This is a genomic window from Litorivita sp. NS0012-18, from assembly GCF_040371945.1.
In the GTDB taxonomy this organism is placed as follows: Bacteria; Pseudomonadota; Alphaproteobacteria; order Rhodobacterales; family Rhodobacteraceae; genus Litorivita.
On record NZ_BAABWS010000001.1, the window covers coordinates 1127655 to 1151435 of the forward strand.

The window sequence follows — 23781 nt, forward strand, 5'->3', positions numbered from 1 at the left end:
CCGAAGCCAAGCCCCCCCTTGCGCCGCGCCGCAAATCCACCACGATGCAGACCATGACCAACAAGACCATCGATTTTCTGCGCCTGAGTGCTTTTGACCGCGCCGATATTGCCGCCCATATGTCCGATGCGCGTATGGCGGAACACATGCCGTTGCTCAAGACGCCATGGGACATCGCGCAGGCCGAGGCCTTTGTCGCCGCCAAAGAGGCCACATGGGCCGAAAACGGATTGGGTCATTGGGGGTTTGCGCGCGGCGGGCGCTATCTGGGCTGGGGCGGGTTTCAGCGCGAGGGCCGTGGCGCGGAGGCCGAATGGGATTTCGGCCTTGTGCTGCGCCCCGAGGTCTTTGGATTGGGGCCAAGGATCGCGCGGCAGGCTCTGGCCTATGCCCGAGGCGATCCGCGCATCCCTTTCGTGACCTTTCTATTGCCGCCCACGCGCCGCCATCTGCGCCCGCTGGGGCGGCTGGGCGCGCGCCGCATCGGGCAAGTCACCCACGGCGGCGAAACCTTCGTTAAATTCCGCCTTGAAACCGCTTAGTCGCGGCGCAGCTTGCCGCGGATGCGGTGCCAGCTTCCAGGGCTGACCAGAAGCGAGATCGCAAACCCCGCTGCAAACCCTGCCAGATCGGCCACCCAATCCTTGCTGCCATTGGGGAAAATCACGCTGAACACCAATTGGATCGCCATCAGCATCCCGATCAGGGAAAAGGCGCGGCCTTGATGTTCGCCCGTGGCCGCCAGTTTGACCCACAGCAGATAGGTAAAGGCCCCGATCAACCCGTAAACGGCCGGAAATGCGCCGATCAGCACCGGATCATTGGTCAAGAGCCCAAAGGCCAGCGCGCCGAAAACGCCCGATCCGAAAAACACCGCCAAGGTCGGCAAGGCGCCAAACACCTCGCCCACCCATTTGCCCAGCGCCAACAGCATCACACCGGCAAAAGCCGCCTGCGTAAAGGAGCCATGCACAAACAGATAGGTGACGAAACGGATCAGATGCTCTTTGGGGTATTGCCCGTTGGCGAGCATCCAACCGAACACATCGCCGGAGAATGCATAGGCTTGCACCGCCTCCAAGCGCCATCCAACCGCACCTGGCCCGCCGACAAGCCCCCGCGCCCCTGCCGAAAAGGCGATCTCGATCCCCGCGATGAGCAAGAACAGCGCCACAACAAAGGGCGGCATCGGGTTGACGGGGCTGGCGTTCGGGCCGCTATTGGGCCTATGGGGCGGGGTTTGCATCGGCGGCTCTCTCCTCGGGCTTCGGCCTTCGCTTGACGGGCCGCTGGGCCCTAGGTAAGCCAAGGCCTCAGATAAATCCAGATGGAGAGACATCATGACGGATGCGGTCCAAACGCAATCCCGCGGCCCACAAGCCTTCACCCCCCGCGTGTTTTCAGGCATCCAGCCCTCGGGCGGTTTGACCCTTGGCAATTACCTTGGCGCGATCAAGCGCTTTGTCGATATGCAAGAAAGCGGGATCGAGACGCTTTATTGCATGGTCGATCTGCACGCGATCACCGTCTGGCAAGACCCCGATGCCTTGCGCCGCCAAACCCGCGAATTGGCCGCAGGTTACATCGCGGCGGGCCTCGATCCGGCCAAATCCATGCTGTTCAACCAAAGCCAAGTGCCCGAACACGCGCAATTGGGCTGGATTTTCAATTGCGTGGCGCGCATGGGCTGGATGAGCCGCATGACGCAGTTCAAGGACAAAGCTGGCAAGAACCGTGAGAATGCCTCGCTGGGCCTCTTTGCCTATCCCGCGCTGATGGCCGCCGATATCTTGGTCTATCACGCCACCCATGTCCCCGTGGGCGAGGACCAAAAGCAGCATATCGAACTGACGCGCGACGTGGCGGCCAAGTTCAACCACGATTACGGCGTTGATTTCTTCCCGATGACCGAACCGGTGATCGAGGGCGCGGCCACGCGGGTGATGAGCCTGCGCGACGGGTCGAAGAAAATGTCGAAATCCGACCCTTCGGACGCCAGCCGGATCAATATGACCGATGACGCCGAGGCCATCGCCAAGAAAATCCGCAAGGCCAAAACCGACCCCGAGGCCCTGCCCTCCGAGGCCAAGGGTTTGGAAGATCGCCCCGAGGCGCGCAATCTGGTGAACATCTATGCGGGATTGGCGGATATGAGCGTCGATGCGGTTCTGGCCGAAGCGGGCGGCAAGCAGTTCTCGCAATTCAAACCGATGCTCGTCGATCTGGCGGTCGCCAAACTCTCGCCGATCAGCACCGAGATGGCCCGCCTGATGGAGCATCCCGACGAGATCGACCGCATCCTGACCAAAGGCGCCACCCGCGCCCGCCAGATCGCAGCCCCGATCCTCGCGCAAACCTACGATATCGTCGGTATGGTGGTGCCCAAAGCCTGACGCAGACCGCCGTCCCGCTAAGGCAGGGGGACGGCGGAAAAACAAGCAAGAACGCAGCAACGCGCCGGATCAGCCCGAGATCAATTGCGTCTCGGGCCGGTTTGGGTTATTTTTAGCCACGGTCGCAATTTTCGGCCCGATTTACCCCTGCACCGGTCGTCATTTCATGACCGGGCACAGGGTCCGATTTTTTACGACTGACTATTTTTGACAACCCAATTTAAAGGAATGAGATATGAAACATCTTCTCTCGGCACTCGTGCTATCGACGCTTCCCCTGTCTGTAAATGCTGCCGTCATCGACCTCGACATCACCGGCTCTTGGACCGCCGCCGATTTCGGCACAAACCCCGTTGATGGCCAAGTTGACGGCGATGACGACGTCTTTGGCCTATCGCCCTATGACGGGTCGGTCACCGTCTCCTTGCGCGTCGATACCGCAGGCGCGATCGTTTACACCACGGGCGAAGCGGGCGTGACCCACGACTGGTATGGCTATCAAACCGTTGAAGTTCTTGAGGATGTGATGCTTGGATCCGCCACATGGAGCGCAGGCGTGATCCCGACCTTCCTCGACGGACCCGAAGGCACACAGGCCTATCTGTGGACCGATACCGATATCACGGCGGGAGATCCGACGCGGCTCTCCTTCCGCATCTTCGGCGAACATGACGGTGGCACTGCCGATATGTTTTTCGGCTCGCGCACGGCCACGACCATCGGTGACCAGTTTCTTGTCTGGGAATATTACCGTGGCGATGAAATCCGCTCGGCAACCTATTCCGCCATGGCCGCGCCTGCCGTTCCGTTGCCCGCCGCTGCATGGGGCTTGCTGACGGGGCTTGCGGCGCTGTTTGGCCTGCGCCGCCGCAAAGGGGCAAACCCCGCCTTCGCCTAAGCGCAAATGAGCAAGACCTCCAAGGGTGCGCTCTTGCACCCTTGGGGGGCTTTGCCGCGCCACTGCGCACCCGCGCACCATGTCTCTCTATATTCTCGCAATTGTGCATAATTTGCGCAGATGCCATCTTCCTCGCACCCCAAACGCGAGGCAATGATGACCAAACCTGTCCACCCCCAAACCCGCATCGGCCATGTCCACCTCAAGGTCTCTGACCTCGAACGCGCCATCGGCTTTTACTCCGGCGTGCTCGGATTCGAGCTGCAACAACGCTATGGCGCTCAGGCGGCGTTTTTGTCGGCGGGCGGTTATCATCACCATATCGGGCTCAACACATGGGAAAGCCAAGGCGCAGGCCCCGCGCCGCGCGGCCACCCTGGCCTCTATCACACCGCCTTCCTCTACCCTGATCGCGCCGCGCTTGGCGATGCGCTGCGCCGTGTTCTGGAGGCGGGGATCGCACTCGACGGCGCTGCCGATCATGGCGTATCGGAGGCGATCTACCTGTCGGACCCTGACGGCAACGGGGTTGAACTCTACTGTGACCGCGCCGAGGCCGATTGGCCCCGCGACGACAGCGGCACGCTCAAAATGGTCAACGCCCCGCTCGATCTGGAGGCGCTTTTGGCCGAGGCGGCCTAAGCCACCTTCGCCGCGCGGCCTATGTTGCGCGGCAACCGCCCCCTTGCGCCGCTGCGCCGCGCCTCATCATCTCCATTGCCCCGCTGCGCTGCCTGCGGCATGATCCGCCGCGAAGGAGACCGATCATGCGTAAATTCCTCGTTGTGCTGGACGACAGCCGCGAATGCCTCAACGCCATGCGGTTCGCGGCGATGCGCGCGGCCAATACCGGCGGCGGCGTTGAAATCCTCTCGGTGATCGAGCCGGACGAATTCAACCACTGGATCGGCGTTTCGGATTTGATGCGCGAAGAGGCGCGCGAGCGGATCGAAGTGCATTTCGAGGTTTTCGCCAAATGGATGCGCGACAAACAGGGCATCGACCCCGAATTGGTGATCCGCGAGGGCGAACCGGTGGCGCAGATCATCGCCCAAGTGCAGGACGATCCCGATATCGGCGTTCTGGTGCTTGGCGCGGGCACCGGCCGCAAAGGCCCTGGCCCCTTGGTGACGCAACTGACCAAGAACGCCGGAAGCCTGCCGATCCCGATCACCATCGTGCCTGGCGATATGTCCAAAGAGCGGCTCGAGGCGGTCACCTGAGGCGCGCGGCGCCGTCGCCGCGCTCTGCATCGCAAAGGGATGGCCCGCCGATCAGGCGCTGGGTCCGGTAAAGCCAAAGACCCGCCGCACAGTTTAGAACCATTCTAAACCTTGACACGGACCGCGCCCGAGCGCATATCTGAACCCAACCAGAAAGGGCGCATCATGTTCATTCAAACCGAATCCACCCCGAACCCCGCCACGCTCAAATTCCTCCCCGGGCAAAGCGTTCTGGAGATGGGCACCGCCGATTTCCCCGATGCCTCCGGCGCGGCAATCTCGCCCTTGGCACAGCGTATCTTTGCGGTGGACGGGGTCGCAGGTGTGTTCTTTGGCACCGATTTCATCACCGTCACCAAATCCGAAGCCGTGGATTGGGACCATATCAAACCCGCCCTTCTCGGCGCAATCATGGAGCATTTCCAATCCGGCCAACCGGTTATGGCCTCGGATGCGGCGGCGCCCTCCTCGGGCCATGCCGAACATAGCGGCGAAGACGGCGAGATCGTGGTGCAGATCAAGGAATTGCTCGACACCCGTGTGCGCCCCGCCGTGGCTCAAGATGGCGGCGACATCACCTTCCACGGGTTTGAACGCGGCGTTGTCTATTTGCATATGCAGGGCGCTTGCGCCGGTTGCCCCTCCTCGACGCTGACCCTCAAAATGGGCATCGAGAACCTGCTGCGCCATTATATTCCCGAAGTGACCGAAGTGCGCCCCGTCGCAGTTTGACCGGCGCATCCCTATGGCATTGATCCTCGGATTTGACACATCGGCCGCGCATTGCGCGGCCGCTTTGCTTGAAGGCGACAGGCTGCTCGAAGCGCGCGCCGAACCCATGAGCCGCGGCCAAGCCGAGCGCCTGATGGGCCTGCTCGAAGAGCTGCTCGCGCGCCACGGCAAGGCATGGGCGGATCTGGACGGGATCGGCGTTGGCGTCGGGCCTGGAAACTTTACCGGCATCCGCATTTCGGTCTCGGCGGCGCGGGGCTTGGCCTTGGCGCTGCCCAAGGCCCCAGCGATCGGCGTGTCGACCTTTGCGGCCATCGCCTTTGACGCGCCCGGCGCCATCGCCGCCGTTCCCGCCCCCCGCGACCAGCTTTACACCAATGCCGATCCCGCCGCGCCCGCCCTGTTGCCGCGCGACAAGGCCGAAGCCCTTGGCCCTCTGGCCCTGCCGCCCGAGGCCGCAACACTCGCCGAAAACATCGCCCGCGTGGCCGCCGCGCGCCTCGCCGTCTCGCGCGAGCATCCCGCCCCCGCGCCGCTTTATATCCGCGCCGCCGATGCCGCCCCGCCGCGCGACCCCGCGCCGGTGATTTTACCGTGACCGAGGGCCTGCCCGACAGGCTCGCGGTAATCCATGCGGCCGCCTTTATCCATGACCGCCCGTGGAGCGCAAAGGAACTGGCCGCGCTGATGGCCTCGCCGCATGTTTTTGCTTGCGCCCTGCCCAATAGCTCCGCTCCGCACGCTTTTGCCCTTGGCCGCGTTGTGGCGGGCGAGGCAGAGCTTTTGACGATTGCCTGCGCTTCGGCGCATCAAGGCCAGGGCTTTGGCCGCGCCGCGCTGCAAGCCTTTGAAGCCGAAGCGCGCCTGCGCGCCGCCGATCAGGCCTTTTTGGACGTCGCCGATGACAACGCCCCCGCCCGCGGGCTTTATCAGCGCGCCGGATATATCGAAACCGGACGCCGCAAGGCCTACTACCGGCGCAAAGGGCGCGCCGATGCAGATGCCTGCCTGATGGTTAAGCAGTTGGCCTAAGGTCAAAGACGCGAAATCGCGCCCCCAGTTGTCCAAATGGTCAGAAACCGGTTGACGCCTTATCGCGCCTGCGGCCTAATCCGGTGCAGGATCACGACGATCTGCGCGTATGCTGGGGGGCTGCGCCCGCCGCGCGCGGGCCGCGATCCCTCCTTGTAAACCGTTTGCCCCGCAAAGAGGGCGTGACATGACTGGGAGACACTCCATGACCTTTATGAAATCTATTCTGAGCGCCGCTGCCGCGACCGCGCTCTGCGCAGGAGCCGCATTGGCCGAACCGGCGCTGATCTTTGACCTTGGCGGGAAATTCGACAAATCCTTCAACGAGGCTGCCTTTAGCGGCGCAGAGCGTTGGGCCAAGGAAACCGGCGGCACCTTTCGCGAGATCGAGTTGAAATCCGAAGCCCAGCGTGAACAGGCCCTGCGCCGTTTCGCCGAAGCCGGCGCCAATCCGATCGTCATGACCGGTTTTGCCTTTGGCAACGTCTTGGGCGAAGTGGCCCCCGATTACCCCGACACCAAATTCGCGATCATCGACATGGTCGTGGATGCGCCCAACGTGCGCTCGGTGGTCTTCAACGAGCACGAAGGTTCCTACCTTGTTGGCATGATGGCGGCCAAAGCGTCGAAATCGGGCACCGTGGGCTTTGTCGGCGGCATGGATATCCCGCTGATCCGCAAATTCGCCTGCGGCTATGTGCAGGGCGTCAAAGCCGTGAACCCCGATGCCAAAATCATCCAGAACATGACCGGCACCACCCCCGCCGCATGGAATGACCCCGTCAAAGGCTCCGAGTTGACCAAAGCACAGATCAGCCAAGGCGCCGATGTGGTCTATGCGGCCGCTGGCGGCACCGGCGTGGGCATTTTGCAAACCGCAGCCGATGAGGGCATCCTCTCGGTCGGCGTCGACAGCAACCAAAACTACATGCACCCCGGCAAGGTTCTGACCTCGATGCTCAAGCGCGTCGACAACGCGGTCTATGATGCGATGAAGGCGGGCACCGATCTGGAAACCGGTTTCAACGTGATGGGCGTCGCCAATGGCGGCATCGACTATGCGCTGGACGAGCATAACGCGTCGCTGGTTGATGACGAAATGGCCGCAATGGTTGACGGCGCGAAGGCCAAAATCGCCAGTGGTGAAATCGTGGTCCACGATTACATGTCCGACAGCACCTGCCCGGTCGAGTAAGTAAAGGTGCCCTGAACCGTTGGTTCGGCTCAGGGCAAACCACATGCAACGATTAATCTTCATATTTGTCTCAGGCCTGCTTCCGCTCATCGCTTCAATTCTGCATGCTGAGCACGAAGCGAACCAGTTGAGTTTCGTGTGCCAATGGACAGCCGCGGAAAACCGCGAATATGAAATCACGATCAACGTGGACCTAACTGCGAAAGTGGCGGATCGTTCAGACGACCCATCCGCCTCCTATTCGGTAATCAAATCTAGCAGCGATGGTATTTGGCTATTAGTCAACGGTACCAACGAGCGCGTCGCAGTGGTGCAAACCATCGAGCGCTCTTCAGTTGGCGGAACGTGGACCGACACGTGGTTGATCAATGATGGGGCAGGCTCCCCCACTAGGGGTGGGTATTGCGTGGAGAAAGATGTTGACTAATTCACCTGCGATCGAACTCAAAGGCATTTCCAAGGCCTTCGGGCCGGTACAGGCCAATAAAGACATCTCCATTCGCGTCATGCCTGGTACGATCCACGGCATTATCGGCGAAAACGGCGCGGGCAAATCCACGCTGATGTCGATCCTTTACGGCTTCTACAAAGCCGACGCGGGCGAGATTTATATCGCGGGCCACAAAACCCGCATCCCCGACAGCCAAGCCGCCATCGCGGCGGGCATCGGCATGGTGTTCCAGCATTTCAAACTGGTCGAAAATTTCACGGTTCTCGAAAACGTCATCCTTGGCGCCGAAGACGGGCGGCTTTTGCGCCCCAGCCTCGCCAAAGCGCGGCGCGAATTGCAATCTTTGGCCTCCGAATACGGTTTGGAGGTCGATCCCGACGCCTTGATCGAAGAGATCGGCGTTGGCATGCAGCAGCGTGTCGAGATCCTCAAGGCGCTCTACCGGCGCGCCGATATCTTGATCCTTGACGAACCGACGGGCGTTTTGACCCCTGCCGAGGCGGACCAGTTGTTTCGCATCCTCGACCGGCTGCGCTCGGAAGGCAAAACCATCATCCTGATCACCCACAAGCTGCGCGAGATTATGGAGATCACCGATACGGTCTCGGTCATGCGGCGCGGCGAAATGACCGCCACGGTCACGACCTCCGAAACCTCGCCAGAGCAGTTGGCGGAATTGATGGTCGGGCGTAAGGTTTTGCTTCAAATCGAAAAAACCGATGCAACCCCGGGCGAGACGGTCTTGGAAATCCGCGGGCTGCGGGTCATTGATGCCGACGGGATCGAGCGGCTGCGCAGCATCGATCTGGAGCTGCGGGCCGGAGAGGTGCTCGGCATCGCGGGGGTGGCGGGCAACGGTCAATCGGCGCTTCTCGAAGTGCTCGGCGGGATGCAAACCGCGACCGGATCGGTGCGCATGAAGGGCCAAGAGCTTGACCTGACGGGGCGCCATTCGGACGGTCGTTCGCGCCGTGCGCGCGGCATCGCCCATGTCCCCGAAGACCGCCAGAGCGAAGGTCTGATCATGGAGTTCGCCGCTTGGGAAAATACGGTGTTCGGCTATCACCGCGACCCCAAATGGGCGCGCGGACCGTTTATGAACAACGCCGCCATCATCGACGAAGCCCAAGCCAAGATGGACCGTTTCGACGTGCGCCCGCCCAATCCGAAACTGGCGGCCAAAAACTTTTCCGGTGGCAATCAGCAAAAGATCGTCGTCGCCCGCGAGATCGAACAATCCCCCGACATTTTGCTCATCGGGCAACCGACGCGCGGCGTCGATATCGGCGCGATCGAGTTCATCCACAACCAGATCATCGCCCTGCGCGACGCGGGCAAGGCGGTGCTTTTGGTCTCGGTCGAGCTGGATGAAATCATGGCGCTTTCGGACCGGATTGCCGTCATGTGCGACGGGCAGATCATGGGCCACGGCCCCGCCGCCAGCGCCGATCATATCGGTTTGGGCTGCCTCATGGCGGGGATGGGCGGCGAAGACACGCAGCGGATGCAGGGCTGGCACATCTCGCAGGCCGCCAAAGCCGAGCCCGCCGCCAATGCCCCCCAAGCAGCAGGGAACCGGTAGATGCAAAAAATGCCACAATGGGCCGATGTGATCCTCGTCCCGCTGATCTCGCTGATCTTGGCCGGAACTCTATCGGCGCTGGTGATCCTTGCCATCGGCGAAAATCCCGTCGAGGCCGTCAAAATCATGGTGCAGGGCGCTTTTGGCTCGACCAATGGCTGGGGCTATACGCTCTATTACACCACCAGTTTTATCTTCACGGGGCTGGCCGTCGCCGTGGCCTTTCACGCCGCGATGTTCAATATCGGCGGCGAGGGCCAAGCGATGATCGGCGGGCTTGGCGCGGCGCTGGTGTGCCTTTATGTGCCCTTCCCGCATTGGACCCTCGCGCTGCTCGGCGGCTTTGGCGCGGCGCTGCTTTTTGGTGCGGCTTGGGCGCTGATCCCCGCCTATTTGCAGGCCAAGCGCGGCAGCCACATCGTGATCACCACGATCATGTTCAACTTTATCGCCGCCGCACTGCTCAATTATGTTTTGGTGAATATCCTGCGGCCCCAAGGGGTTATGGACCCGTCCACCGCCAAATTCCCTGAAGCCACGCATTTGCCGACGCTGCATGACATGCTGTTGCCTTTGGGGATCAATTTCTCCAAATCCGCGCCCGCGAATGTCTCTCTCATCGTGGCGCTTTTGGCCTGTGTCTTTGTTTGGGCGCTGATCTGGCGCACGCGGCTGGGCTATGAGATCCGCGCCTTGGGCCATTCGGAAAGCGGCGCGACCTATGCGGGGATTTCCGCGCCCAAAGTGGCAATCATCGCGGTGCTGATCTCGGGCGCATTGGCGGGCGGCATGGCGATCAATAACGTCATGGGCGAGGCCGAACGCCTCGTGATGAACGCCGTGGAAGGCGCGGGGTTCATCGGCATCGCCGTGGCGCTGATGGGGCGCAACCACCCCTTCGGCGTGCTGCTCGCCGCATTGCTCTTCGGCTTTCTCTACCAAGGCGGCGCGGAACTGGCGCTTTGGACCAACATCCCCTCCGAACTCATCGTCGTGATCCAAGCCTTGGTGATCCTCTTCACCGGCGCGCTCGACAATATGGTGCGCATGCCGCTGGAGCGTTTGTTCCTCGCGGTGCGCCGCAAGGAGGGCGCGTGATGGGCGAGTATCTGCCGCAACTGCTCTTGGCGTGGTCGATCCAATGGACTGGCGTCCTCTCCCCCGGACCGGGGGTGATGTTGATCCTCGGCGTGGCAACGACGCGCGGGCGCGGCGCGGCGCTGACCACCGCGCTTGGCATCGGAGTTGGCGCCATCGTTTTGGCCCTGGCCACCGTGCTCGGGCTGGCGGCGCTTCTGGCCAAAACCGCTGGCCTGATGATCGCCGTCAAATTCCTTGGCGCGGGATATCTGCTTTGGATGGCTTACGGCGCCTTCAAAAAAGCCGCCCGCCCGCCGCAAATCAAAGCCGCCGACGCCCCGCACGCGCGCAGCGCGCGCGCCGATGCTCTGGCGGGTTTCTTGATGCAAATTTCCAACCCCAAGGCCTTGCTCTTTTGGGTCGCCATTGCGGCGCTTGGCGGGATCGGCGGCGCGCCGCTGCATGTGATCGCGCTTTTTGTCGCCGGAGCCTTTGTCAATTCGGTCTTGGGGCACGGGCTTTGGGCCGTGCTGCTGTCTTCGGCGCCGATCCGCGCCGGATACGCCCGCGCGCGCCGCCCCGTCGAGGCGCTCTTGGGCCTGTTTTTCCTCGGCTTTGCGGTCAAACTCGCGACAACAAAGGTGTGATGTAGAGATGGACTATCTGACGATCTTGCAAGTGCTCGACAGCAGCATCCGCCTTGCAACGCCCCTGCTTTTGGCCTGTCTTGCGGGGCTGTTTTCCGAGCGCGCAGGCATTTTCGACATCGGGCTGGAGGGCAAAATGCTCGCCGCCGCATTTTTCTCGGCGGCCATTGCCTTTATGACCGGCTCGGTCTGGCTCGGCCTCTTGGCGGGGGTCGCCGCCTCCATGGCGCTTTCGGCGTTGCACGGCATCGCCTCGATCACCTTTCGCGGCAATCAACTGATCTCCGGCGTGGCGATCAATTTCCTTGCCTCGGGCCTCACGGTTCTCATCGCCCAAGCATGGTTTCGCCAAGGCGGGCGCACGCCGTCGCTGATCGGCGGCGCGCGGTTCGAGCAGATCACCCTGCCCTTCGCCATCGGCCCGGATGAGGCCAAAGCCGCCGCGCGCCCCCTATCGGACCTGATCGCCGAGGCTGGCCCGCTGCAACAGGTTTATTCCGAAGTGATCTCGGGGCAGACGATCCTCGTCTATCTCGCGCTGGCCTGTGTGCCCGCAACGTGGTGGCTGCTCTATCGCACGCGCTTCGGCCTGCGCCTGCGCGCCGTGGGCGAGAACCCTGCCGCCGTCGATACGGCGGGGGTTTCGGTGATCGGCCTGCGCTTTGCCGCTGTGGCGATCTGCGGCGTGCTGTGCGGCATTGCGGGGGGCTATCTGGCGACCGCCTTGCAAGCCGGATTTGTCAAAGAGATGAGCGCAGGGCGCGGATTCATCGCCCTCGCGGCGCTGATTTTTGCGAAATGGCGGCCGTGGTATGCGCTTGGTGCCACTTTGCTCTTTGGCCTGCTCCAAGCCATCGCGCTGCGCTTCCAAAGCATCGAGCTTGCGGGCATCCCTCTGCCGGTGCAATTCATGGACGCGCTGCCCTATATCTTGACGGTGGTGATCCTCGCGGGCTTCGTCGGCAAAGCCATCCCGCCACGCGCCGGCGGTGAACCTTACATCAAGGAACGATAGGCTAGACTGCCCCGCGCGCTGCGGCCTTTTTTCGCGCCAAACATCGCAGGCCGATTGCTTTTTGCTGCGCTGCCGCGTTAGGAGTGGATATGCAAATCTACCTGCCCATCGCCGAAGTCTCGGTCAACATGTTCCTGCTTTTGGGGCTGGGCGGAATTGTGGGCATTTTGTCCGGCATGTTTGGCGTTGGCGGCGGTTTTTTGATCACGCCCTTGCTGTTTTTTGTCGGCATTCCGCCCGCCGTTGCGGTGGCCACCTCAGCCAATCAAATCGTCGCCTCCTCCTTCTCGGCGCTTTTGGCGCATCTGAGGCGCAAGAATGTCGACCTGCGCATGGGCACCGTTTTGTTGCTCGGCGGTCTGGCCGGTTCGGCGCTTGGCGTGATGGCGTTCAATTACCTCAAGGCGCTCGGCCAAGTCGATTTGATGGTCAACCTGTGTTACGTGGTTTTTCTGGGCATCGTCGGCGGTTTGATGATGGTGGAAAGCCTGCGCGCCATGCGCCGCAGCAAGGCCAGCACCCCCAAACCGCGCCGTCAGCGCGGATGGATCACCGCACTTCCGTTCAAAATGCGGTTTCGCACATCGGGGCTTTATATCTCGGTTCTGCCGCCCGTGATGGTCGGGCTGTTTGTCGGTGTGCTCTCGGCCGTCATGGGGGTCGGCGGCGGCTTCATCATGGTGCCCGCGATGATCTATCTGCTTGGAATGCCAACCAAAGTCGTGATCGGCACCTCGCTTTACCAGATCCTTTTTGTCACCGCCTTCACGACACTTTTGCACGCGACGACCAACCATACCGTCGACATCGCCTTGGCGGTTTTGTTGATCCTCGGCGGCGTCGTGGGGGCGCAATTCGGCACGCGGATCGGCGCGAAAATGCGGCCCGAATCCTTGCGCGTCCTGCTCGGGGCCTTGGTGCTTTTGGTCTGCGCCAAACTGGCGCTTGACCTGCTCTTGCCGCCCAGCGAGGTCTACTCCGTCGCGCCGATGGTCGCCAAATGATCGCGCGCATCGGGGCCATACTGCTTGCATGGCTTTGCGCCGCGCCGCTCTGCGCCCAAGAGGATATCGTGCTCGGCCTGTCGCAAGACAGCATCGCCATCACCGCCGATTTCTCCGGATCCGAGCTTTTGATCTTTGGCGCGATCAAGCGCGAAGCCCCGATCCCTCCCGAAAACCTCGATGTGGTGATCACCGTCGCAGGGCCGCTCGCGCCGCTTGTTGTGCGGCGCAAGGAGCGGCGTTACGGCATCTGGATCAACACCGAATCCGAAGTCATCGACGCCGCGCCTTCCTTCTACGCCGTGGCCAGCTCCGCGCCTTTGGGTGAGGTGATTTCCGCCAAGGATGACCGGCGCGAACGCATCTCGATCCCGCGCGCGGTGCGGGCCTATACGGCGCGGCTGTTGAACCCGCGCGGCAAGGATTTCGCCGATGCGGTGATCCGTATCCGCACCGATGAAGGCGCGTTCATACAGCTCGATAGCACCGTCGAAGTGGCCCAAGACACGCTGTTTAGCACCTCGATTTCGCTGCCCGCGAATTTGACCGATGGAATGTATCAGGTGCGCATATTCCTTGCCCGCAGCGGGAATATCATTGCCAGCCACGACAGCGACATCGCCGTGCGCAAAGTCGGTTTGGAGCAGTTTTTGTTCAATCTCTCGCGCCGCCAACCTCTGGTCTACGGGCTGTTGTCTTTGGCTTTGGCGGTGCTGGCCGGATGGGGGGCCTCGGCGCTGTTCCGGTTGATCCGCGAACGCTGATCCGGCGTTAGCCGCGGCCGATATGCGGCATCTTGGTCGCCATCAGCATCATGCTTTGCACATTCGCCTCAAGCGGCAACTGCGCCATGGCGAGCACCGATTTGGCCACATCCGCGACATCCATCACCGGCGGCGCATCCTTGGGGTTTTGCGCGATGATCTCCTCCAAAAGCGCCGTGCGCGCATTGCCGATATCGATCTGCCCGCAGGCGATATTATAGGCCCGCCCGTCCAAGGACAGGGTCTTGGTCAATCCCGACACCCCGTGTTTTGTCGTGGTGTAACAGGTCGATCCCGCGCGCGGGCTATGGGCCGAAACCGACCCGTTGTTGATGATCCGCCCGCCTTGGGGGTTTTGTGCGCGCATTTGGCGAACGGCCGCGCGCGCAGCCAAAAACATCCCCGTCAGATTGAGATCGACCACCGATTGCCACTCGGCAAGGCTGATCTCGTCAATCGGGGCCATCGGTCCGAACATTCCCGCATTATTGAACAATACGTCGAGCCGCCCAGCCTTTTGGATGAAGCGCTCGAATGCGGCCTCGACCTGCGCCTCGTCGGTTACGTCGGCGGGCAAAATCACCGCCGCATCGCCGCGCCCTTGCGCCAAATCCTCAAGCGGCTCGGCGCGGCGCGCCAAAAGCCCGACGCGCCACCCCGCGTCCAAAAACGCCTGCGCGCACGCGGCGCCGATGCCGCTGCTTGCGCCAGTGATCATGATGCTGTTCATGGGGCCGCCTCCGATTGCAATTTCAGTTCCAAGGGCACGCTTGCGGGCGTCAAATCATCGACCGTCAATCCATAGGTCGGCTTTGCCAGACGGTTGCGCACCACCCAATAAAGCCGCTGCTCGGCGCGGGTGATCGCCACATAGGCCAGCCGTTTCCAAAGCGGTTGACCCGCCTCGATCCGGCCCATTTTGGCCGCCACATAGAGGTCGGGCGCAAAGACCTGAACATTCTCCCACTGGCTGCCCTGCGCCTTGTGAATCGTCACCGCCGCCCCGTGCAAAAACGTCGCCCCCATACGGGCGGCAAAGGGGATAAAGGGTTCTTCCTCATCAGGTTTTTCGATTTTCACGATAGAAGCCGCCGAAAGTTGCGGGTCTTCCGCCCCCATCACATGAAGCCGCGAAAACCCCGGTTTGCGCCCCTCGCCCAAATAGACCACCTGCGCGCCTTTGATCAGGCCGCGCGCCTCAAGATCGAGCCGTTTCTTGCGATGTTTGAGCGGCAATTCCAACCCGTCGCAGATCAGCGGCTCTCCGGCCAAAAGCGCGGTTTCGGGCGCGCCATGCACGGCGCGAAAGGCGTTGATCAACCGGATGCGCGTGGCATTGCGCCAGACCAGAACCGGACTGCGCGCCATCAAATCCACCTCGACACGGCTGGCCCAGATCACGCGGTCGTCGCACTTGGCCTTCTCTTCGATCATCGCCTCGAAGTGATGGAATTCAAGCGCCGGATCGGCCAGAGCATGGGCCAGATCCAAGATCGGATTGTCGGCGTCTTGGCGGTGGATGCGGCTCAATTCGAGCTTCGCAGGCGCGCTCAGCCCGTCAAACACCATCGACCCCGATTGCCCGACAGGGGCAAGCTGCGCCGGATCGCCAAACAGCACAAGGGTGGAAAAAATCTCTTTGAGATCATTGAATTGCTTTTCGTCGAGCATCGAGCTCTCATCGACGAAACCGATATCAAGCCCCTCTTCGCGCCGCTTCCATCCGGTGATGAAATCCGACCCGCGCAGCCCCGCCGCCGCCATCGCACCCGGAATGGATTTGTTGCTTTGAAAGAAGGCAAAGGCGCGGTCAAGCGCAACCTCAGTCAACCCGTCGATCTCGGGCCGCTCGCCATTGCCCGCCAACCATTCGGCGATGCGCTCGTATTCGGGATCATAGACCGGCGTATAAAGAATGCGGTGGATCGTCGTCGCGGGCACCCCGCGCAGACGCAAAACGCTGGCCGCTTTATTGGTCGGCGCGAGGATCGCGAGGCTGCGTTTGTCGCGCGCTTTGCGGCTTTCGAAATCGCCGCTGACCAATTGCACCCCCGCCTCTTCCATGGCGCGGTAAAGCTCTGCGAGCAGGAGCGTTTTGCCCGACCCCGCCTTGCCGATCACGGCCAGAACCTGCGAGGCGCCGCCATCACGCGGCGGGGTCAGGGTCGCATTTTCGATATCCACACCCGCCCCGCGCAGCGCCTCGGCGATGCTGTCAAAGGCGGCGGCCTGATCGTGGGAGAATGTGACGCTGGAGACGGGGGCAAGTTGGGACATGGCGCAACGATAAATCACCGCGCCATGAAGGGCCAGAGACCATCCTTTGCCGAAGGCCTATCAGGTGCGATTTGCGGTGCGGATCAGGCGGATTTTGCCATGCGTTGGCGGGTTTTGCGCCCAAAGGCACGCTCGAACCAAAGCCGTGACAATTGCGGGGAGATACCCGCGCGCTGCGCCACGCGCGCCTGCGCCTCGGGGGTGAACTCCCACAGGCCGACGGAAATCTTGTCGCGCCCCGCCCCTTGCGAGCCAAGCACCTCGGGCGAGGAGCCGATCAGGCGATAGATGCGCACCATGCGCGCGTCGAACACACCGGCGTAGTGTTTGACGCCAAAACCGGTCATCACCTCGCCGCCCGCCAGCATCAGCGCGGCGGCGGTATTGGGATCGGTGTCGCGCGCGAGGCAAAAGCGGGTGCATTCCCAAATCAGCGGGCTTTCAATATGCACGCCGCCGGTCAAATGGCTGAAGTGATCGTTGATCATCACCGGCCCCGTGGTGGGCAACAACCGCATCGAGCCGCCGTGGGTGCCATCGGCCTTTTCCCAAATCACATAAAGCGGGTTGAGCGCGTCATATTCATCGCGCTCCTCACCGTTTGCATCCACGGTGACCTCCCAACCAAGGCGGGTTTTGAATTGGTCCGCACGGTCAAGAAACATCGAGCGCGCCAGTTTGGGATAAGCATGAAGATCGTTGGCATAGATATAGCGGATCATTTGGAAGCCCCTTTTTCCGATGAGAACAAAAGGAGAATAGCGCTATATGGTTAACGCACCCCAACCAGCGCGCGCCCATGTCAAGAAGGCTCAACAGGCCTTAAAAATAAGGAAAACACCCGCGCGCCGCAGGTCAAGGGGCGCGCGGGTAAAGAAATTCTATACGACGATCAGCCCGCGCGACAACGCCCGCGCAACGGCGTGAGTCGTATTCATCGCGCCCAGCTTGAAGCGCGCGGCCTCGATATAGACCCGCAGCGTATGCTCGGAAATCGCGAGCGTTTCGGCAACCTGAGCGCGGCTGTATCCGATCGCCAAAAGCGTCATGGCATCGATCTCGCGCGGCGAGAGCGGCTGCGCAGGCTCCGGCGTACGATCGGGTTCGAACTCGATGGCCTTTTGATTGAAGTAATGCGCGATCAGGATCAGATCGCGGCGGTTCGCCTCGGTAAAGGCCGCCCAAGTGTCATCGTCGCAATTGTGCGAAACGGTGAAGAGCGCGAACTGGCCGTTGGGACCGCGGATAGGCACGGAGTAGCCTTGATTGCCGACCCCATGGGCGATGGCATCCGCTTGAAAGGCCCGCGCCGCTTTGCTGCTCCAATCCAGTCGCTTCCAATCCACCGGATGGAAGCGTTGGTAGCAGCCGACCACAACGGGATCGACGCGCAGGTAGTCTTTTAAGATGTAATGTTGAACCCATTCAGGGTCATAGGTGCCGCATCCATATTGTTCACCATTGCTGCTGACCCAATGATAGACGAGATGATCGACCTTGAAGACGTCGCGAAGCGCTTCGCTGACGTCTTGCATATGTTCAAGCTCGGAGGCCTGTTCGAGATCCTCCAATATAGCTTCCAGCCGTTGTTGCCTCGGTGCAGGCATGTTGTCGCGGCCCCTTTCCATGCGACGCAAGCTCTGCCGCAGCGATCAGCGTGGCATCATCCAGCTGTTCAGCCAAGGCTGTCAAACCATTGCCCGAAGCAAAAGTTTTCAAGTCGGAGAGTACGTCCAGTATCCAGTCATTCTGCATGGTGAATCTCGCCCGTGAGTGGTTAACGAATGGTTAATAATATCGTAGCACGCGAGTGAAAAATGCGAAATTCGCGTATTTCCACTCCCCAAAAATAGTGAGGCCAGAGATTCTAAGGCCTTGTTTTATAAAAACGCACCCATTCGAACCAAAAAGCCTGCGAACCGATCACTCGATTCGCAGGCTTAGAATGACCCAGACTTGTTAAAGACAGGGTTAATCTTGATCGGGCGCGGCTTACTTGCCCGCTTCGATCACGTCCTCAACGGTGCGCAAACCGGTTTTGGGCGCTTGGACCAGAACGGCCATGTTGCCCGGCTTGTGCTCGTTGCGCAGCATTTTCATATGCGCCGCGGGGATGTCATCCCATGCGAAGACTTCGGACATGCACGGATCAAGGCGGCGCTCGATCATCAGGCGGTTGGCCGATGCGGCTTGCTTAAGGTTGGCGAAGTGCGAGCCTTGCAAACGCTTCTGGTGCATCCACATATAGCGCACGTCGAAGGTGCAGTTGAAGCCCGAGGTGCCGGCGCAGATCACAACGATACCGCCCTTTTTCACCACAAGGGTCGAAACGGGGAAGGTCGCCTCACCGGGGTGTTCGAACACCATATCGACGCTCACGCCCTTGCCGGTGATGTCCCAGATCGCCTTGCCGAACTTGCGCGCTTCTTTGAGCCATTCGTTGTATTCGGGGCTGTTCACCGTGGGCAATTGGCCCCAGCAGTTGAAATCCTTGCGGTTGATCACGCCCTTGGCGCCCTGATCCATCACAAACTGGCGTTTGCTCTCGTCCGAGATCACACCGATCGCATTGGCACCGGCGGTATTCGCCAATTGGATCGCATAGGAGCCAAGACCGCCCGACGCGCCCCAAACCAGAACGTTCTGACCGGGCTTGAGCTCATGGGGGTGGTGACCAAAGAGCATACGATATGCGGTGGCCAGCGTCAGCGTGTAGCAAGCGGCCTCTTCCCATGTCAGGTGCTTGGGGCGCGGCATAAGCTGCTGCGCTTGCACGCGGGTGAACTGTGCGAAAGATCCGTCGCCGGTCTCGTAGCCCCAGATACGTTGCGTCGGAGAGAACATCGGATCGCCGCCGTTGCACTCTTCGTCGTCGCCGTCATCTTGGTTACAGTGAATGACCACCTCGTCGCCGACTTTCCATGTCTTGACCTTGTCACCCACGGCCCAAACGATGCCCGAGGCATCGGAGCCCGCGATGTGATAGGGATCGCCATGCACGTCAAAGGGGCTGATCGGCTGACCGAGGCCCGCCCAAACGCCGTTATAGTTGACGCCAGCGGCCATCACGAGCACCAGAACCTCGTGGCTGTCGATTTGCCACGTGTCCACGACCTCTTTCTTGAACGACGTGTCCGGCTCGCCGTGACGCTCGCGGCGGATCGCCCAAGCATACATTTGCTTTGGCACATGGCCCAGCGGCGGCATCTCGCCAATCTCGTAAAGGTCTTTCTTTGGTGCGTCGTATTGCGCGAAATCAGCCATAGTAGCCTCCTGTGCGTGTCTCCATGCCGCAATGCAGAATCGCGGCCCATCGGGGGTAGAGATATTAACGTGCGCGCAACAATGCAATCCTACTTATGGCGATTTTGAAATTTTATAACCTCGCAGGCGCAGAAATTACGCGACGTTTTCGCGATCCTCTTCTCTTTTCGCGCTGGGTGCCCATATTCAAGGCATGTCTCATCCGCCTCCCCCGCTCTCCACCGGTTTTCATAACAGCGAGCGACAACTGGCCGCCGCCCTGTTTTGGGAGGCCTTCGGCGCCAAGCTTGGAAAGATCATGGCGCCAGCGCCGAAAGCCACGGCATTTTTCGCGCAAACCCTCGATCCTGACTACTGTGTCTGCGCGCGCACGCCGCAAGGCCGCTTGCTCGGGCTTGCGGGGTTCAAAACCTCTCAGGGGGCGTTTTCCGGCGGCGGGCTTACGGAATTGGCCCAGCATTATGGCTGGTGGCATACGCTTTTGCGCGCTCCGGTGCTTGCTGCGCTTGAACGCAAGCTGACGCCGGATGAATTGCTGATGGACGGTATTTTTGTGACCAAAGAGGCGCGCGGGCGCGGGGTCGGATCGGCCTTGCTCACCGCCATCAAGCAAACCGCCGTGACGCGCGGGTATCGGCAGCTACGCCTTGATGTGATCGACACCAATCCGCGGGCGCGCGCCCTCTATGAACGCCAAGGTTTCGTTGCGGGCGAGACCCACTCCGCATGGCCATTGCGGCGGATATTGGGGTTTTCCTATGCGACCACGATGATCTGGGCCCCGCCCGAGAGCGCAGATACGACCGGTTTGGCCGAATAATGCCGCAGGGTTGCGACTTATGCCGCATTGCGGCGAATTGACGTAGACATGAAATTCCGGCTATCTAATCGGTAACGCAATAATATTGCTCAACTGATTCATCCCTATGCCGCCGGAGGCCTGCCATGACCGATGCACCCGAAGTGAAAAAAGACCGCCCTTGGCTGATCCGGACCTATTCGGGTCACTCCACGGCCAAAGCCTCCAACGCGCTTTATCGTGGCAACCTCGCCAAGGGGCAAACCGGCCTGTCGGTGGCTTTCGATTTGCCCACCCAAACCGGATATGACAGCGATCACATCCTCAGCCGCGGCGAAGTCGGCAAGGTTGGCGTGCCGGTGTGCCATATCGGCGATATGCGCACCCTCTTCGACCAGATCCCTCTGGAGCAGATGAACACCTCGATGACCATCAACGCCACCGCGCCTTGGCTGCTCTCGCTTTATATCGCCGCCGCCGAAGAGCAAGGCGCCGATATCTCCAAGCTGCAAGGCACGGTGCAAAACGACATCATCAAGGAATACCTCAGCCGCGGCACCTATATCTTGCCGCCCAAACCCTCGCTCAAACTGATCGCGGATGTGGCTGAATATTGCTATACCAACGTGCCCAAATGGAACCCGATGAACGTGTGCTCCTATCACCTGCAAGAGGCGGGCGCGACGCCGGAGCAAGAATTGTCCTTTGCCCTTGCCACCGCCATTGCGGTTCTCGACGAGCTGAAAGACAAAGTCCCCGCCGAAGATTTCCCCACCCTCGTGGGCCGGATTTCCTTCTTTGTGAACGCGGGCATCCGTTTTGTGACCGAGATGTGCAAAATGCGCGCCTTTGTCGAATTGTGGGACGAGATCACCGCCGAGCGCTACGGCATCACCGATCCGAAATTCCGCCGCTTCCGCTATGGCGTGCAGGTCAACAGCCTTGGCCTGACCGAGCAACAGCCCGAAAACAACGTCTACCGCATCCTGATCGAGATGCTGGCCGTGACCTTGTCGAAAAACGCCCGCGCCCGCGCCGTGCAATTGCCCGCATGGAACGAGGCGCTCGGCCTGCCGCGCCCGTGGGATCAACAATGGTCGATGCGGATGCAGCAGATCATGGCCTATGAAACCGACCTGCTCGAATATGAGGACCTGTTCGACGGCAACCCCGCCGTGGACGCCAAGGTCGCCGCGCTCAAGGAAGGGGCGCGCGCTGAATTGGCCAACCTCGACAGCATGGGCGGCGCGATCTCCTCGATCGAATATATGAAATCGCGCCTCGTCGAGAGCAACGCCGAGCGTTTGGGCCGTATCGAAAAGAACGAAACCATCGTGGTGGGCGTCAACAAATGGCAACAGGGCGAGCCTTCGCCGCTGATGACCGGCGATGGCGGCATTATGGTCGTCGATCCGGCCGTCGAGAACGAACAGATCAGCCGTTTGAACGAGTGGCGCGCCGCGCGTGACAGCGATGCGGTGGAAAAAGCCCTTGCCGATCTGCGCGCTGCTGCGGCGGCGGGCGACAACGTCATGGGTCCGTCGATCGCGGCGGCCAAGGCGGGGGTCACCACCGGCGAATGGGCCGCGCAAATGCGCAGCGTCTTTGGCGAATACCGCGGCCCGACCGGCGTGTCGGGATCGGTGTCGAACAAGACCGAAGGCCTTGATGACATCCGCGATGCGGTCAACACCGTCTCGGACAAATTGGGCCGCCGCCTCAAGTTCCTCGTCGGCAAACCCGGCCTTGACGGGCATTCCAACGGCGCCGAGCAAATCGCCTTCCGCGCCCGTGATTGCGGCATGGATATCGATTACGAGGGCATCCGCCTGACGCCCGAGCAATTGGTCGAGGCCGCGCAAAACGGCGAGGCCCATGTTGTCGGCCTGTCGATCCTGTCCGGCTCGCATATCCCGCTGGTCGAGGACATGATGGAGCGGATGCGCGCGGCAGGCTTGACGCATATCCCCGTTGTCGTCGGCGGCATCATCCCCGATGACGATGCCAAACGTTTGCTCGCCATGGGTGTGGCCAAGGTCTATACCCCCAAGGATTTCGAGCTCAACACCATCATGATGGACATCGTCACGCTGGTGGACCCGCAATCGGTCGCCGCCGAATAAGAGACATCACGAAATTTGAAAACGGCCCGCCCGACAATCGTCGCGGCGGGCCTTTTCTATTGCGCCGCGCGCGCATAGGCTTGCGCAAAACACAGACCGGAGCCGCCCATGCCCCTCGAAATCCGCCCCCTCATGCAAGCCGACAAAGCCGAATGGCACCGCCTTTGGACCGCCTATCTGACCTTTTACGAAAGCACCCTGCCCGAGGAGGTCAGCAACACCACCTTCGAGCGGCTCCTGTCTGCCGATCACCCCGACCAAAACGCGCGGCTTGCGCTGCTGGACGGGCGCGCGGTGGGCCTCGTCCACTACATCTATCATGCGCACAACTGGAAGCGCGAGCGCGTGTGCTATCTGCAAGACCTCTATGCCGATCCGGATGTGCGCGGCCAAGGCATCGGGCGCGCGCTGATCGAGGCTGTTTATGCCGAGGCCGATGCCAATGGCACGCCCTCGGTCTATTGGATGACCCAAGAGTTCAATGCCACGGCACGCAAGCTCTATGACCGCATCGCCACGCTGACGCCCTTTATCAAATACCAACGCTAATCCATTCGCGAGGAGAGCCCTATGACCATCCATATCGGAGCCGAAAAAGGCCAGATCGCCGAAACCGTCCTCATGCCCGGTGATCCCTACCGTGCCAAATGGGCGGCGCAGACGTTTTTGGAAGGGGCCGAATTGGTCAATGAAACCCGCGGGATGCTCGGCTATACCGGCACATGGAACGGCCACCGCGTCACCATCCAAGGCTCGGGCATGGGGATGCCATCCCTGTCGATCTACGCCAATGAATTGATCCGCGATTACGGCGCGAAAACCTTGATCCGCATCGGCTCCTGCGGTGCGATGCAACATGCGGTCAAGGTGCGCGACATCATCCTCGCCATGACGGCCAGCACGCTTTCGACCCCGTCGAGCGGCATTTTCAAGGAACTCAATTTCGCGCCCTGCTGCGATTTTGGCCTTTTGTCCGCCGCCGCCGAGGCCGCCAAATCGGTGGATGTCGCAACCCATGTCGGCGGCATCTATTCGTCGGATGTGTTCTACGACGAGCGCCCCGACCTGACCGAGCAAATGACCCGCCACGGCATTCTGGGCGTCGAAATGGAAGCGGCCGAGCTTTACAATCTCGCTCTGCGCCACGGCGTGCGCGCCTTGGCGGTCCTGACGGTTTCCGACCATCTTTTGACGCAAGACGCCCTACCCTCGGCGGAGCGCGAGCGCAGTTTTGGCGATATGGTCGACATCGCGCTGAAGGCCGCCTTCGCCTGACACTTGAATATCGGCGCGGGCCAAGGC

26 protein-coding genes are annotated in these 23781 nt (G+C 61.2%); 20 read left to right on the forward strand and 6 right to left on the reverse strand.

The window, feature by feature from the left end; genetic code table 11:
• Nucleotides 1–44 precede the first annotated feature (44 nt).
• Nucleotides 45–542: a GNAT family N-acetyltransferase gene (locus ABWV64_RS05340; RefSeq protein WP_502902636.1), complete on the forward strand. Its 498-nt coding sequence runs from the start codon at nucleotides 45–47 to the stop codon at nucleotides 540–542.
• On the opposite strand, the gene ABWV64_RS05345 is transcribed toward ABWV64_RS05340, so the two are convergent.
• Nucleotides 539–1246 carry a rhomboid family intramembrane serine protease gene (locus ABWV64_RS05345; protein WP_353343233.1) on the reverse strand — a complete coding sequence of 236 codons (708 nt, stop codon included), beginning with the start codon at nucleotides 1244–1246 and terminating at the stop codon, nucleotides 539–541. The genes ABWV64_RS05340 and ABWV64_RS05345 overlap by 4 nt on opposite strands.
• A 94-nt stretch (nucleotides 1247–1340) precedes the next feature.
• Here ABWV64_RS05345 and trpS point away from each other — a divergent pair, with 94 nt between their 5' ends.
• The 15 genes from trpS (at nucleotide 1341) to ABWV64_RS05420 (ending at nucleotide 14016) form a co-directional block, all read left to right on the forward strand.
• The gene (gene trpS / locus ABWV64_RS05350; protein WP_353343234.1) at nucleotides 1341–2393 is read left to right on the forward strand and encodes a tryptophan--tRNA ligase; all 1053 of its coding nucleotides are present in this window, start codon (nucleotides 1341–1343) and stop codon (nucleotides 2391–2393) included.
• Nucleotides 2394–2628: 235 nt separating this feature from the next.
• On the forward strand, nucleotides 2629–3291 hold the full coding sequence (locus ABWV64_RS05355) for a hypothetical protein (protein WP_353343235.1): 663 nt from the start codon (nucleotides 2629–2631) through the stop codon (nucleotides 3289–3291).
• Between the two features lie 156 nt (nucleotides 3292–3447).
• Nucleotides 3448–3933 carry a VOC family protein gene (locus ABWV64_RS05360; RefSeq protein ID WP_353344530.1) on the forward strand — a complete coding sequence of 162 codons (486 nt, stop codon included), beginning with the start codon at nucleotides 3448–3450 and terminating at the stop codon, nucleotides 3931–3933.
• Between the two features lie 125 nt (nucleotides 3934–4058).
• A complete protein-coding gene (locus tag ABWV64_RS05365) occupies nucleotides 4059–4514 on the forward strand; it encodes a universal stress protein (protein ID WP_353343236.1) in 456 nt (151 codons plus the stop codon).
• A 165-nt stretch (nucleotides 4515–4679) separates the two neighbouring features.
• A complete protein-coding gene (locus ABWV64_RS05370) occupies nucleotides 4680–5246 on the forward strand; it encodes a NifU family protein (protein ID WP_353343237.1) in 567 nt (188 codons plus the stop codon).
• 13 nt (nucleotides 5247–5259) lie between these two features.
• Nucleotides 5260–5844 (forward strand): tRNA (adenosine(37)-N6)-threonylcarbamoyltransferase complex dimerization subunit type 1 TsaB, encoded by a 585-nt coding sequence (tsaB, locus tag ABWV64_RS05375; RefSeq protein WP_353343238.1) that lies wholly within the window; start codon nucleotides 5260–5262, stop codon nucleotides 5842–5844.
• Nucleotides 5841–6278 (forward strand): GNAT family N-acetyltransferase, encoded by a 438-nt coding sequence (locus ABWV64_RS05380; protein WP_353343239.1) that lies wholly within the window; start codon nucleotides 5841–5843, stop codon nucleotides 6276–6278. The genes tsaB and ABWV64_RS05380 overlap by 4 nt, the downstream gene beginning before the upstream one ends.
• Before the next feature lie 205 nt (nucleotides 6279–6483).
• Nucleotides 6484–7473, forward strand: a complete 990-nt coding sequence (locus ABWV64_RS05385) for a BMP family lipoprotein (protein ID WP_353343240.1) — start codon at nucleotides 6484–6486, stop codon at nucleotides 7471–7473.
• Nucleotides 7474–7516: 43 nt separating this feature from the next.
• Nucleotides 7517–7900 (forward strand): hypothetical protein, encoded by a 384-nt coding sequence (locus ABWV64_RS05390; protein WP_353343241.1) that lies wholly within the window; start codon nucleotides 7517–7519, stop codon nucleotides 7898–7900.
• Nucleotides 7890–9506, forward strand: coding sequence for an ABC transporter ATP-binding protein (locus tag ABWV64_RS05395; protein WP_353343242.1), 1617 nt, complete (start codon nucleotides 7890–7892; stop codon nucleotides 9504–9506). The genes ABWV64_RS05390 and ABWV64_RS05395 overlap by 11 nt, the downstream gene beginning before the upstream one ends.
• A complete protein-coding gene (locus ABWV64_RS05400) occupies nucleotides 9507–10604 on the forward strand; it encodes an ABC transporter permease (RefSeq protein WP_353343243.1) in 1098 nt (365 codons plus the stop codon). It begins immediately after the preceding gene.
• On the forward strand, nucleotides 10604–11233 hold the full coding sequence (locus tag ABWV64_RS05405) for a LysE family translocator (protein WP_353343244.1): 630 nt from the start codon (nucleotides 10604–10606) through the stop codon (nucleotides 11231–11233). Before ABWV64_RS05400 ends, ABWV64_RS05405 begins: the two co-directional genes overlap by 1 nt.
• Before the next feature lie 7 nt (nucleotides 11234–11240).
• Nucleotides 11241–12248, forward strand: a complete 1008-nt coding sequence (locus ABWV64_RS05410; protein ID WP_353343245.1) for an ABC transporter permease — start codon at nucleotides 11241–11243, stop codon at nucleotides 12246–12248.
• 89 nt (nucleotides 12249–12337) lie between these two features.
• Nucleotides 12338–13252, forward strand: coding sequence for a sulfite exporter TauE/SafE family protein (locus tag ABWV64_RS05415; RefSeq protein WP_353343246.1), 915 nt, complete (start codon nucleotides 12338–12340; stop codon nucleotides 13250–13252).
• Nucleotides 13249–14016 (forward strand): TIGR02186 family protein, encoded by a 768-nt coding sequence (locus ABWV64_RS05420; RefSeq protein WP_353343247.1) that lies wholly within the window; start codon nucleotides 13249–13251, stop codon nucleotides 14014–14016. The genes ABWV64_RS05415 and ABWV64_RS05420 overlap by 4 nt, the downstream gene beginning before the upstream one ends.
• A 7-nt stretch (nucleotides 14017–14023) precedes the next feature.
• Here the strand turns inward: ABWV64_RS05420 and ABWV64_RS05425 are convergent, their stop codons facing one another.
• The 5 genes from ABWV64_RS05425 to ccrA all read right to left on the reverse strand — a co-directional run bounded on the left by ABWV64_RS05425 (nucleotide 14024) and on the right by ccrA (nucleotide 19557).
• Nucleotides 14024–14746, reverse strand: a complete 723-nt coding sequence (locus tag ABWV64_RS05425) for an SDR family oxidoreductase (RefSeq protein ID WP_353343248.1) — start codon at nucleotides 14744–14746, stop codon at nucleotides 14024–14026.
• Nucleotides 14743–16293: an ATP-dependent DNA helicase gene (locus tag ABWV64_RS05430; protein WP_353343249.1), complete on the reverse strand. Its 1551-nt coding sequence runs from the start codon at nucleotides 16291–16293 to the stop codon at nucleotides 14743–14745. Before ABWV64_RS05430 ends, ABWV64_RS05425 begins: the two co-directional genes overlap by 4 nt.
• 83 nt (nucleotides 16294–16376) lie before the next feature.
• The gene (locus ABWV64_RS05435; RefSeq protein WP_353343250.1) at nucleotides 16377–17015 is read right to left on the reverse strand and encodes an acyl-homoserine-lactone synthase; all 639 of its coding nucleotides are present in this window, start codon (nucleotides 17013–17015) and stop codon (nucleotides 16377–16379) included.
• Nucleotides 17016–17174: 159 nt separating this feature from the next.
• Nucleotides 17175–17900 (reverse strand): helix-turn-helix transcriptional regulator, encoded by a 726-nt coding sequence (locus ABWV64_RS05440; RefSeq protein ID WP_353343251.1) that lies wholly within the window; start codon nucleotides 17898–17900, stop codon nucleotides 17175–17177.
• Between the two features lie 385 nt (nucleotides 17901–18285).
• Nucleotides 18286–19557 (reverse strand): crotonyl-CoA carboxylase/reductase, encoded by a 1272-nt coding sequence (gene ccrA / locus ABWV64_RS05445; RefSeq protein WP_353343252.1) that lies wholly within the window; start codon nucleotides 19555–19557, stop codon nucleotides 18286–18288.
• A 193-nt stretch (nucleotides 19558–19750) separates the two neighbouring features.
• Here ccrA and ABWV64_RS05450 point away from each other — a divergent pair, with 193 nt between their 5' ends.
• The 4 genes from ABWV64_RS05450 to deoD all read left to right on the forward strand — a co-directional run bounded on the left by ABWV64_RS05450 (nucleotide 19751) and on the right by deoD (nucleotide 23754).
• Nucleotides 19751–20377, forward strand: coding sequence for a GNAT family N-acetyltransferase (locus tag ABWV64_RS05450; RefSeq protein WP_353343253.1), 627 nt, complete (start codon nucleotides 19751–19753; stop codon nucleotides 20375–20377).
• Nucleotides 20378–20502: 125 nt separating this feature from the next.
• Entirely contained in the window at nucleotides 20503–22479 is a 1977-nt protein-coding gene (locus ABWV64_RS05455; RefSeq protein ID WP_353343254.1) for a methylmalonyl-CoA mutase family protein, read from the forward strand.
• Nucleotides 22480–22587: 108 nt separating this feature from the next.
• On the forward strand, nucleotides 22588–23028 hold the full coding sequence (locus ABWV64_RS05460) for a GNAT family N-acetyltransferase (RefSeq protein WP_353343255.1): 441 nt from the start codon (nucleotides 22588–22590) through the stop codon (nucleotides 23026–23028).
• A gap of 21 nt (nucleotides 23029–23049) precedes the next feature.
• The gene (deoD, locus tag ABWV64_RS05465) at nucleotides 23050–23754 is read left to right on the forward strand and encodes a purine-nucleoside phosphorylase (protein ID WP_353343256.1); all 705 of its coding nucleotides are present in this window, start codon (nucleotides 23050–23052) and stop codon (nucleotides 23752–23754) included.
• Nucleotides 23755–23781: the final 27 nt, after the last annotated feature.

Excerpts from the sequence above, each read along its gene's own strand:
- trpS (WP_353343234.1), top strand. The coding sequence starts at position 1,341 with ATGACGGATGCGGTCCAAACGCAATCCCGCGGCCCACAAGCCTTCACC.
- ABWV64_RS05340 (WP_502902636.1), top strand. The coding sequence starts at position 45 with ATGCAGACCATGACCAACAAGACCATCGATTTTCTGCGCCTGAGTGCT.
- ABWV64_RS05400 (WP_353343243.1), top strand. The coding sequence starts at position 9,507 with ATGCAAAAAATGCCACAATGGGCCGATGTGATCCTCGTCCCGCTGATC.
- ABWV64_RS05385 (WP_353343240.1), top strand. The coding sequence starts at position 6,484 with ATGACCTTTATGAAATCTATTCTGAGCGCCGCTGCCGCGACCGCGCTC.
- ABWV64_RS05430 (WP_353343249.1), bottom strand. The coding sequence starts at position 16,293 with ATGTCCCAACTTGCCCCCGTCTCCAGCGTCACATTCTCCCACGATCAG.
- ABWV64_RS05455 (WP_353343254.1), top strand. The coding sequence starts at position 20,503 with ATGACCGATGCACCCGAAGTGAAAAAAGACCGCCCTTGGCTGATCCGG.
- ABWV64_RS05370 (WP_353343237.1), top strand. The coding sequence starts at position 4,680 with ATGTTCATTCAAACCGAATCCACCCCGAACCCCGCCACGCTCAAATTC.
- ABWV64_RS05425 (WP_353343248.1), bottom strand. The coding sequence starts at position 14,746 with ATGAACAGCATCATGATCACTGGCGCAAGCAGCGGCATCGGCGCCGCG.
- ABWV64_RS05410 (WP_353343245.1), top strand. The coding sequence starts at position 11,241 with ATGGACTATCTGACGATCTTGCAAGTGCTCGACAGCAGCATCCGCCTT.
- ABWV64_RS05450 (WP_353343253.1), top strand. The coding sequence starts at position 19,751 with ATGTCTCATCCGCCTCCCCCGCTCTCCACCGGTTTTCATAACAGCGAG.
- ABWV64_RS05405 (WP_353343244.1), top strand. The coding sequence starts at position 10,604 with ATGGGCGAGTATCTGCCGCAACTGCTCTTGGCGTGGTCGATCCAATGG.
- ABWV64_RS05420 (WP_353343247.1), top strand. The coding sequence starts at position 13,249 with ATGATCGCGCGCATCGGGGCCATACTGCTTGCATGGCTTTGCGCCGCG.
- ABWV64_RS05395 (WP_353343242.1), top strand. The coding sequence starts at position 7,890 with ATGTTGACTAATTCACCTGCGATCGAACTCAAAGGCATTTCCAAGGCC.
- ABWV64_RS05365 (WP_353343236.1), top strand. The coding sequence starts at position 4,059 with ATGCGTAAATTCCTCGTTGTGCTGGACGACAGCCGCGAATGCCTCAAC.
- ABWV64_RS05360 (WP_353344530.1), top strand. The coding sequence starts at position 3,448 with ATGACCAAACCTGTCCACCCCCAAACCCGCATCGGCCATGTCCACCTC.
- deoD (WP_353343256.1), top strand. The coding sequence starts at position 23,050 with ATGACCATCCATATCGGAGCCGAAAAAGGCCAGATCGCCGAAACCGTC.
- ABWV64_RS05415 (WP_353343246.1), top strand. The coding sequence starts at position 12,338 with ATGCAAATCTACCTGCCCATCGCCGAAGTCTCGGTCAACATGTTCCTG.
- ccrA (WP_353343252.1), bottom strand. The coding sequence starts at position 19,557 with ATGGCTGATTTCGCGCAATACGACGCACCAAAGAAAGACCTTTACGAG.
- ABWV64_RS05460 (WP_353343255.1), top strand. The coding sequence starts at position 22,588 with ATGCCCCTCGAAATCCGCCCCCTCATGCAAGCCGACAAAGCCGAATGG.
- ABWV64_RS05440 (WP_353343251.1), bottom strand. The coding sequence starts at position 17,900 with ATGCCTGCACCGAGGCAACAACGGCTGGAAGCTATATTGGAGGATCTC.
- ABWV64_RS05345 (WP_353343233.1), bottom strand. The coding sequence starts at position 1,246 with ATGCAAACCCCGCCCCATAGGCCCAATAGCGGCCCGAACGCCAGCCCC.
- ABWV64_RS05390 (WP_353343241.1), top strand. The coding sequence starts at position 7,517 with ATGCAACGATTAATCTTCATATTTGTCTCAGGCCTGCTTCCGCTCATC.
- tsaB (WP_353343238.1), top strand. The coding sequence starts at position 5,260 with ATGGCATTGATCCTCGGATTTGACACATCGGCCGCGCATTGCGCGGCC.
- ABWV64_RS05435 (WP_353343250.1), bottom strand. The coding sequence starts at position 17,015 with ATGATCCGCTATATCTATGCCAACGATCTTCATGCTTATCCCAAACTG.
- ABWV64_RS05355 (WP_353343235.1), top strand. The coding sequence starts at position 2,629 with ATGAAACATCTTCTCTCGGCACTCGTGCTATCGACGCTTCCCCTGTCT.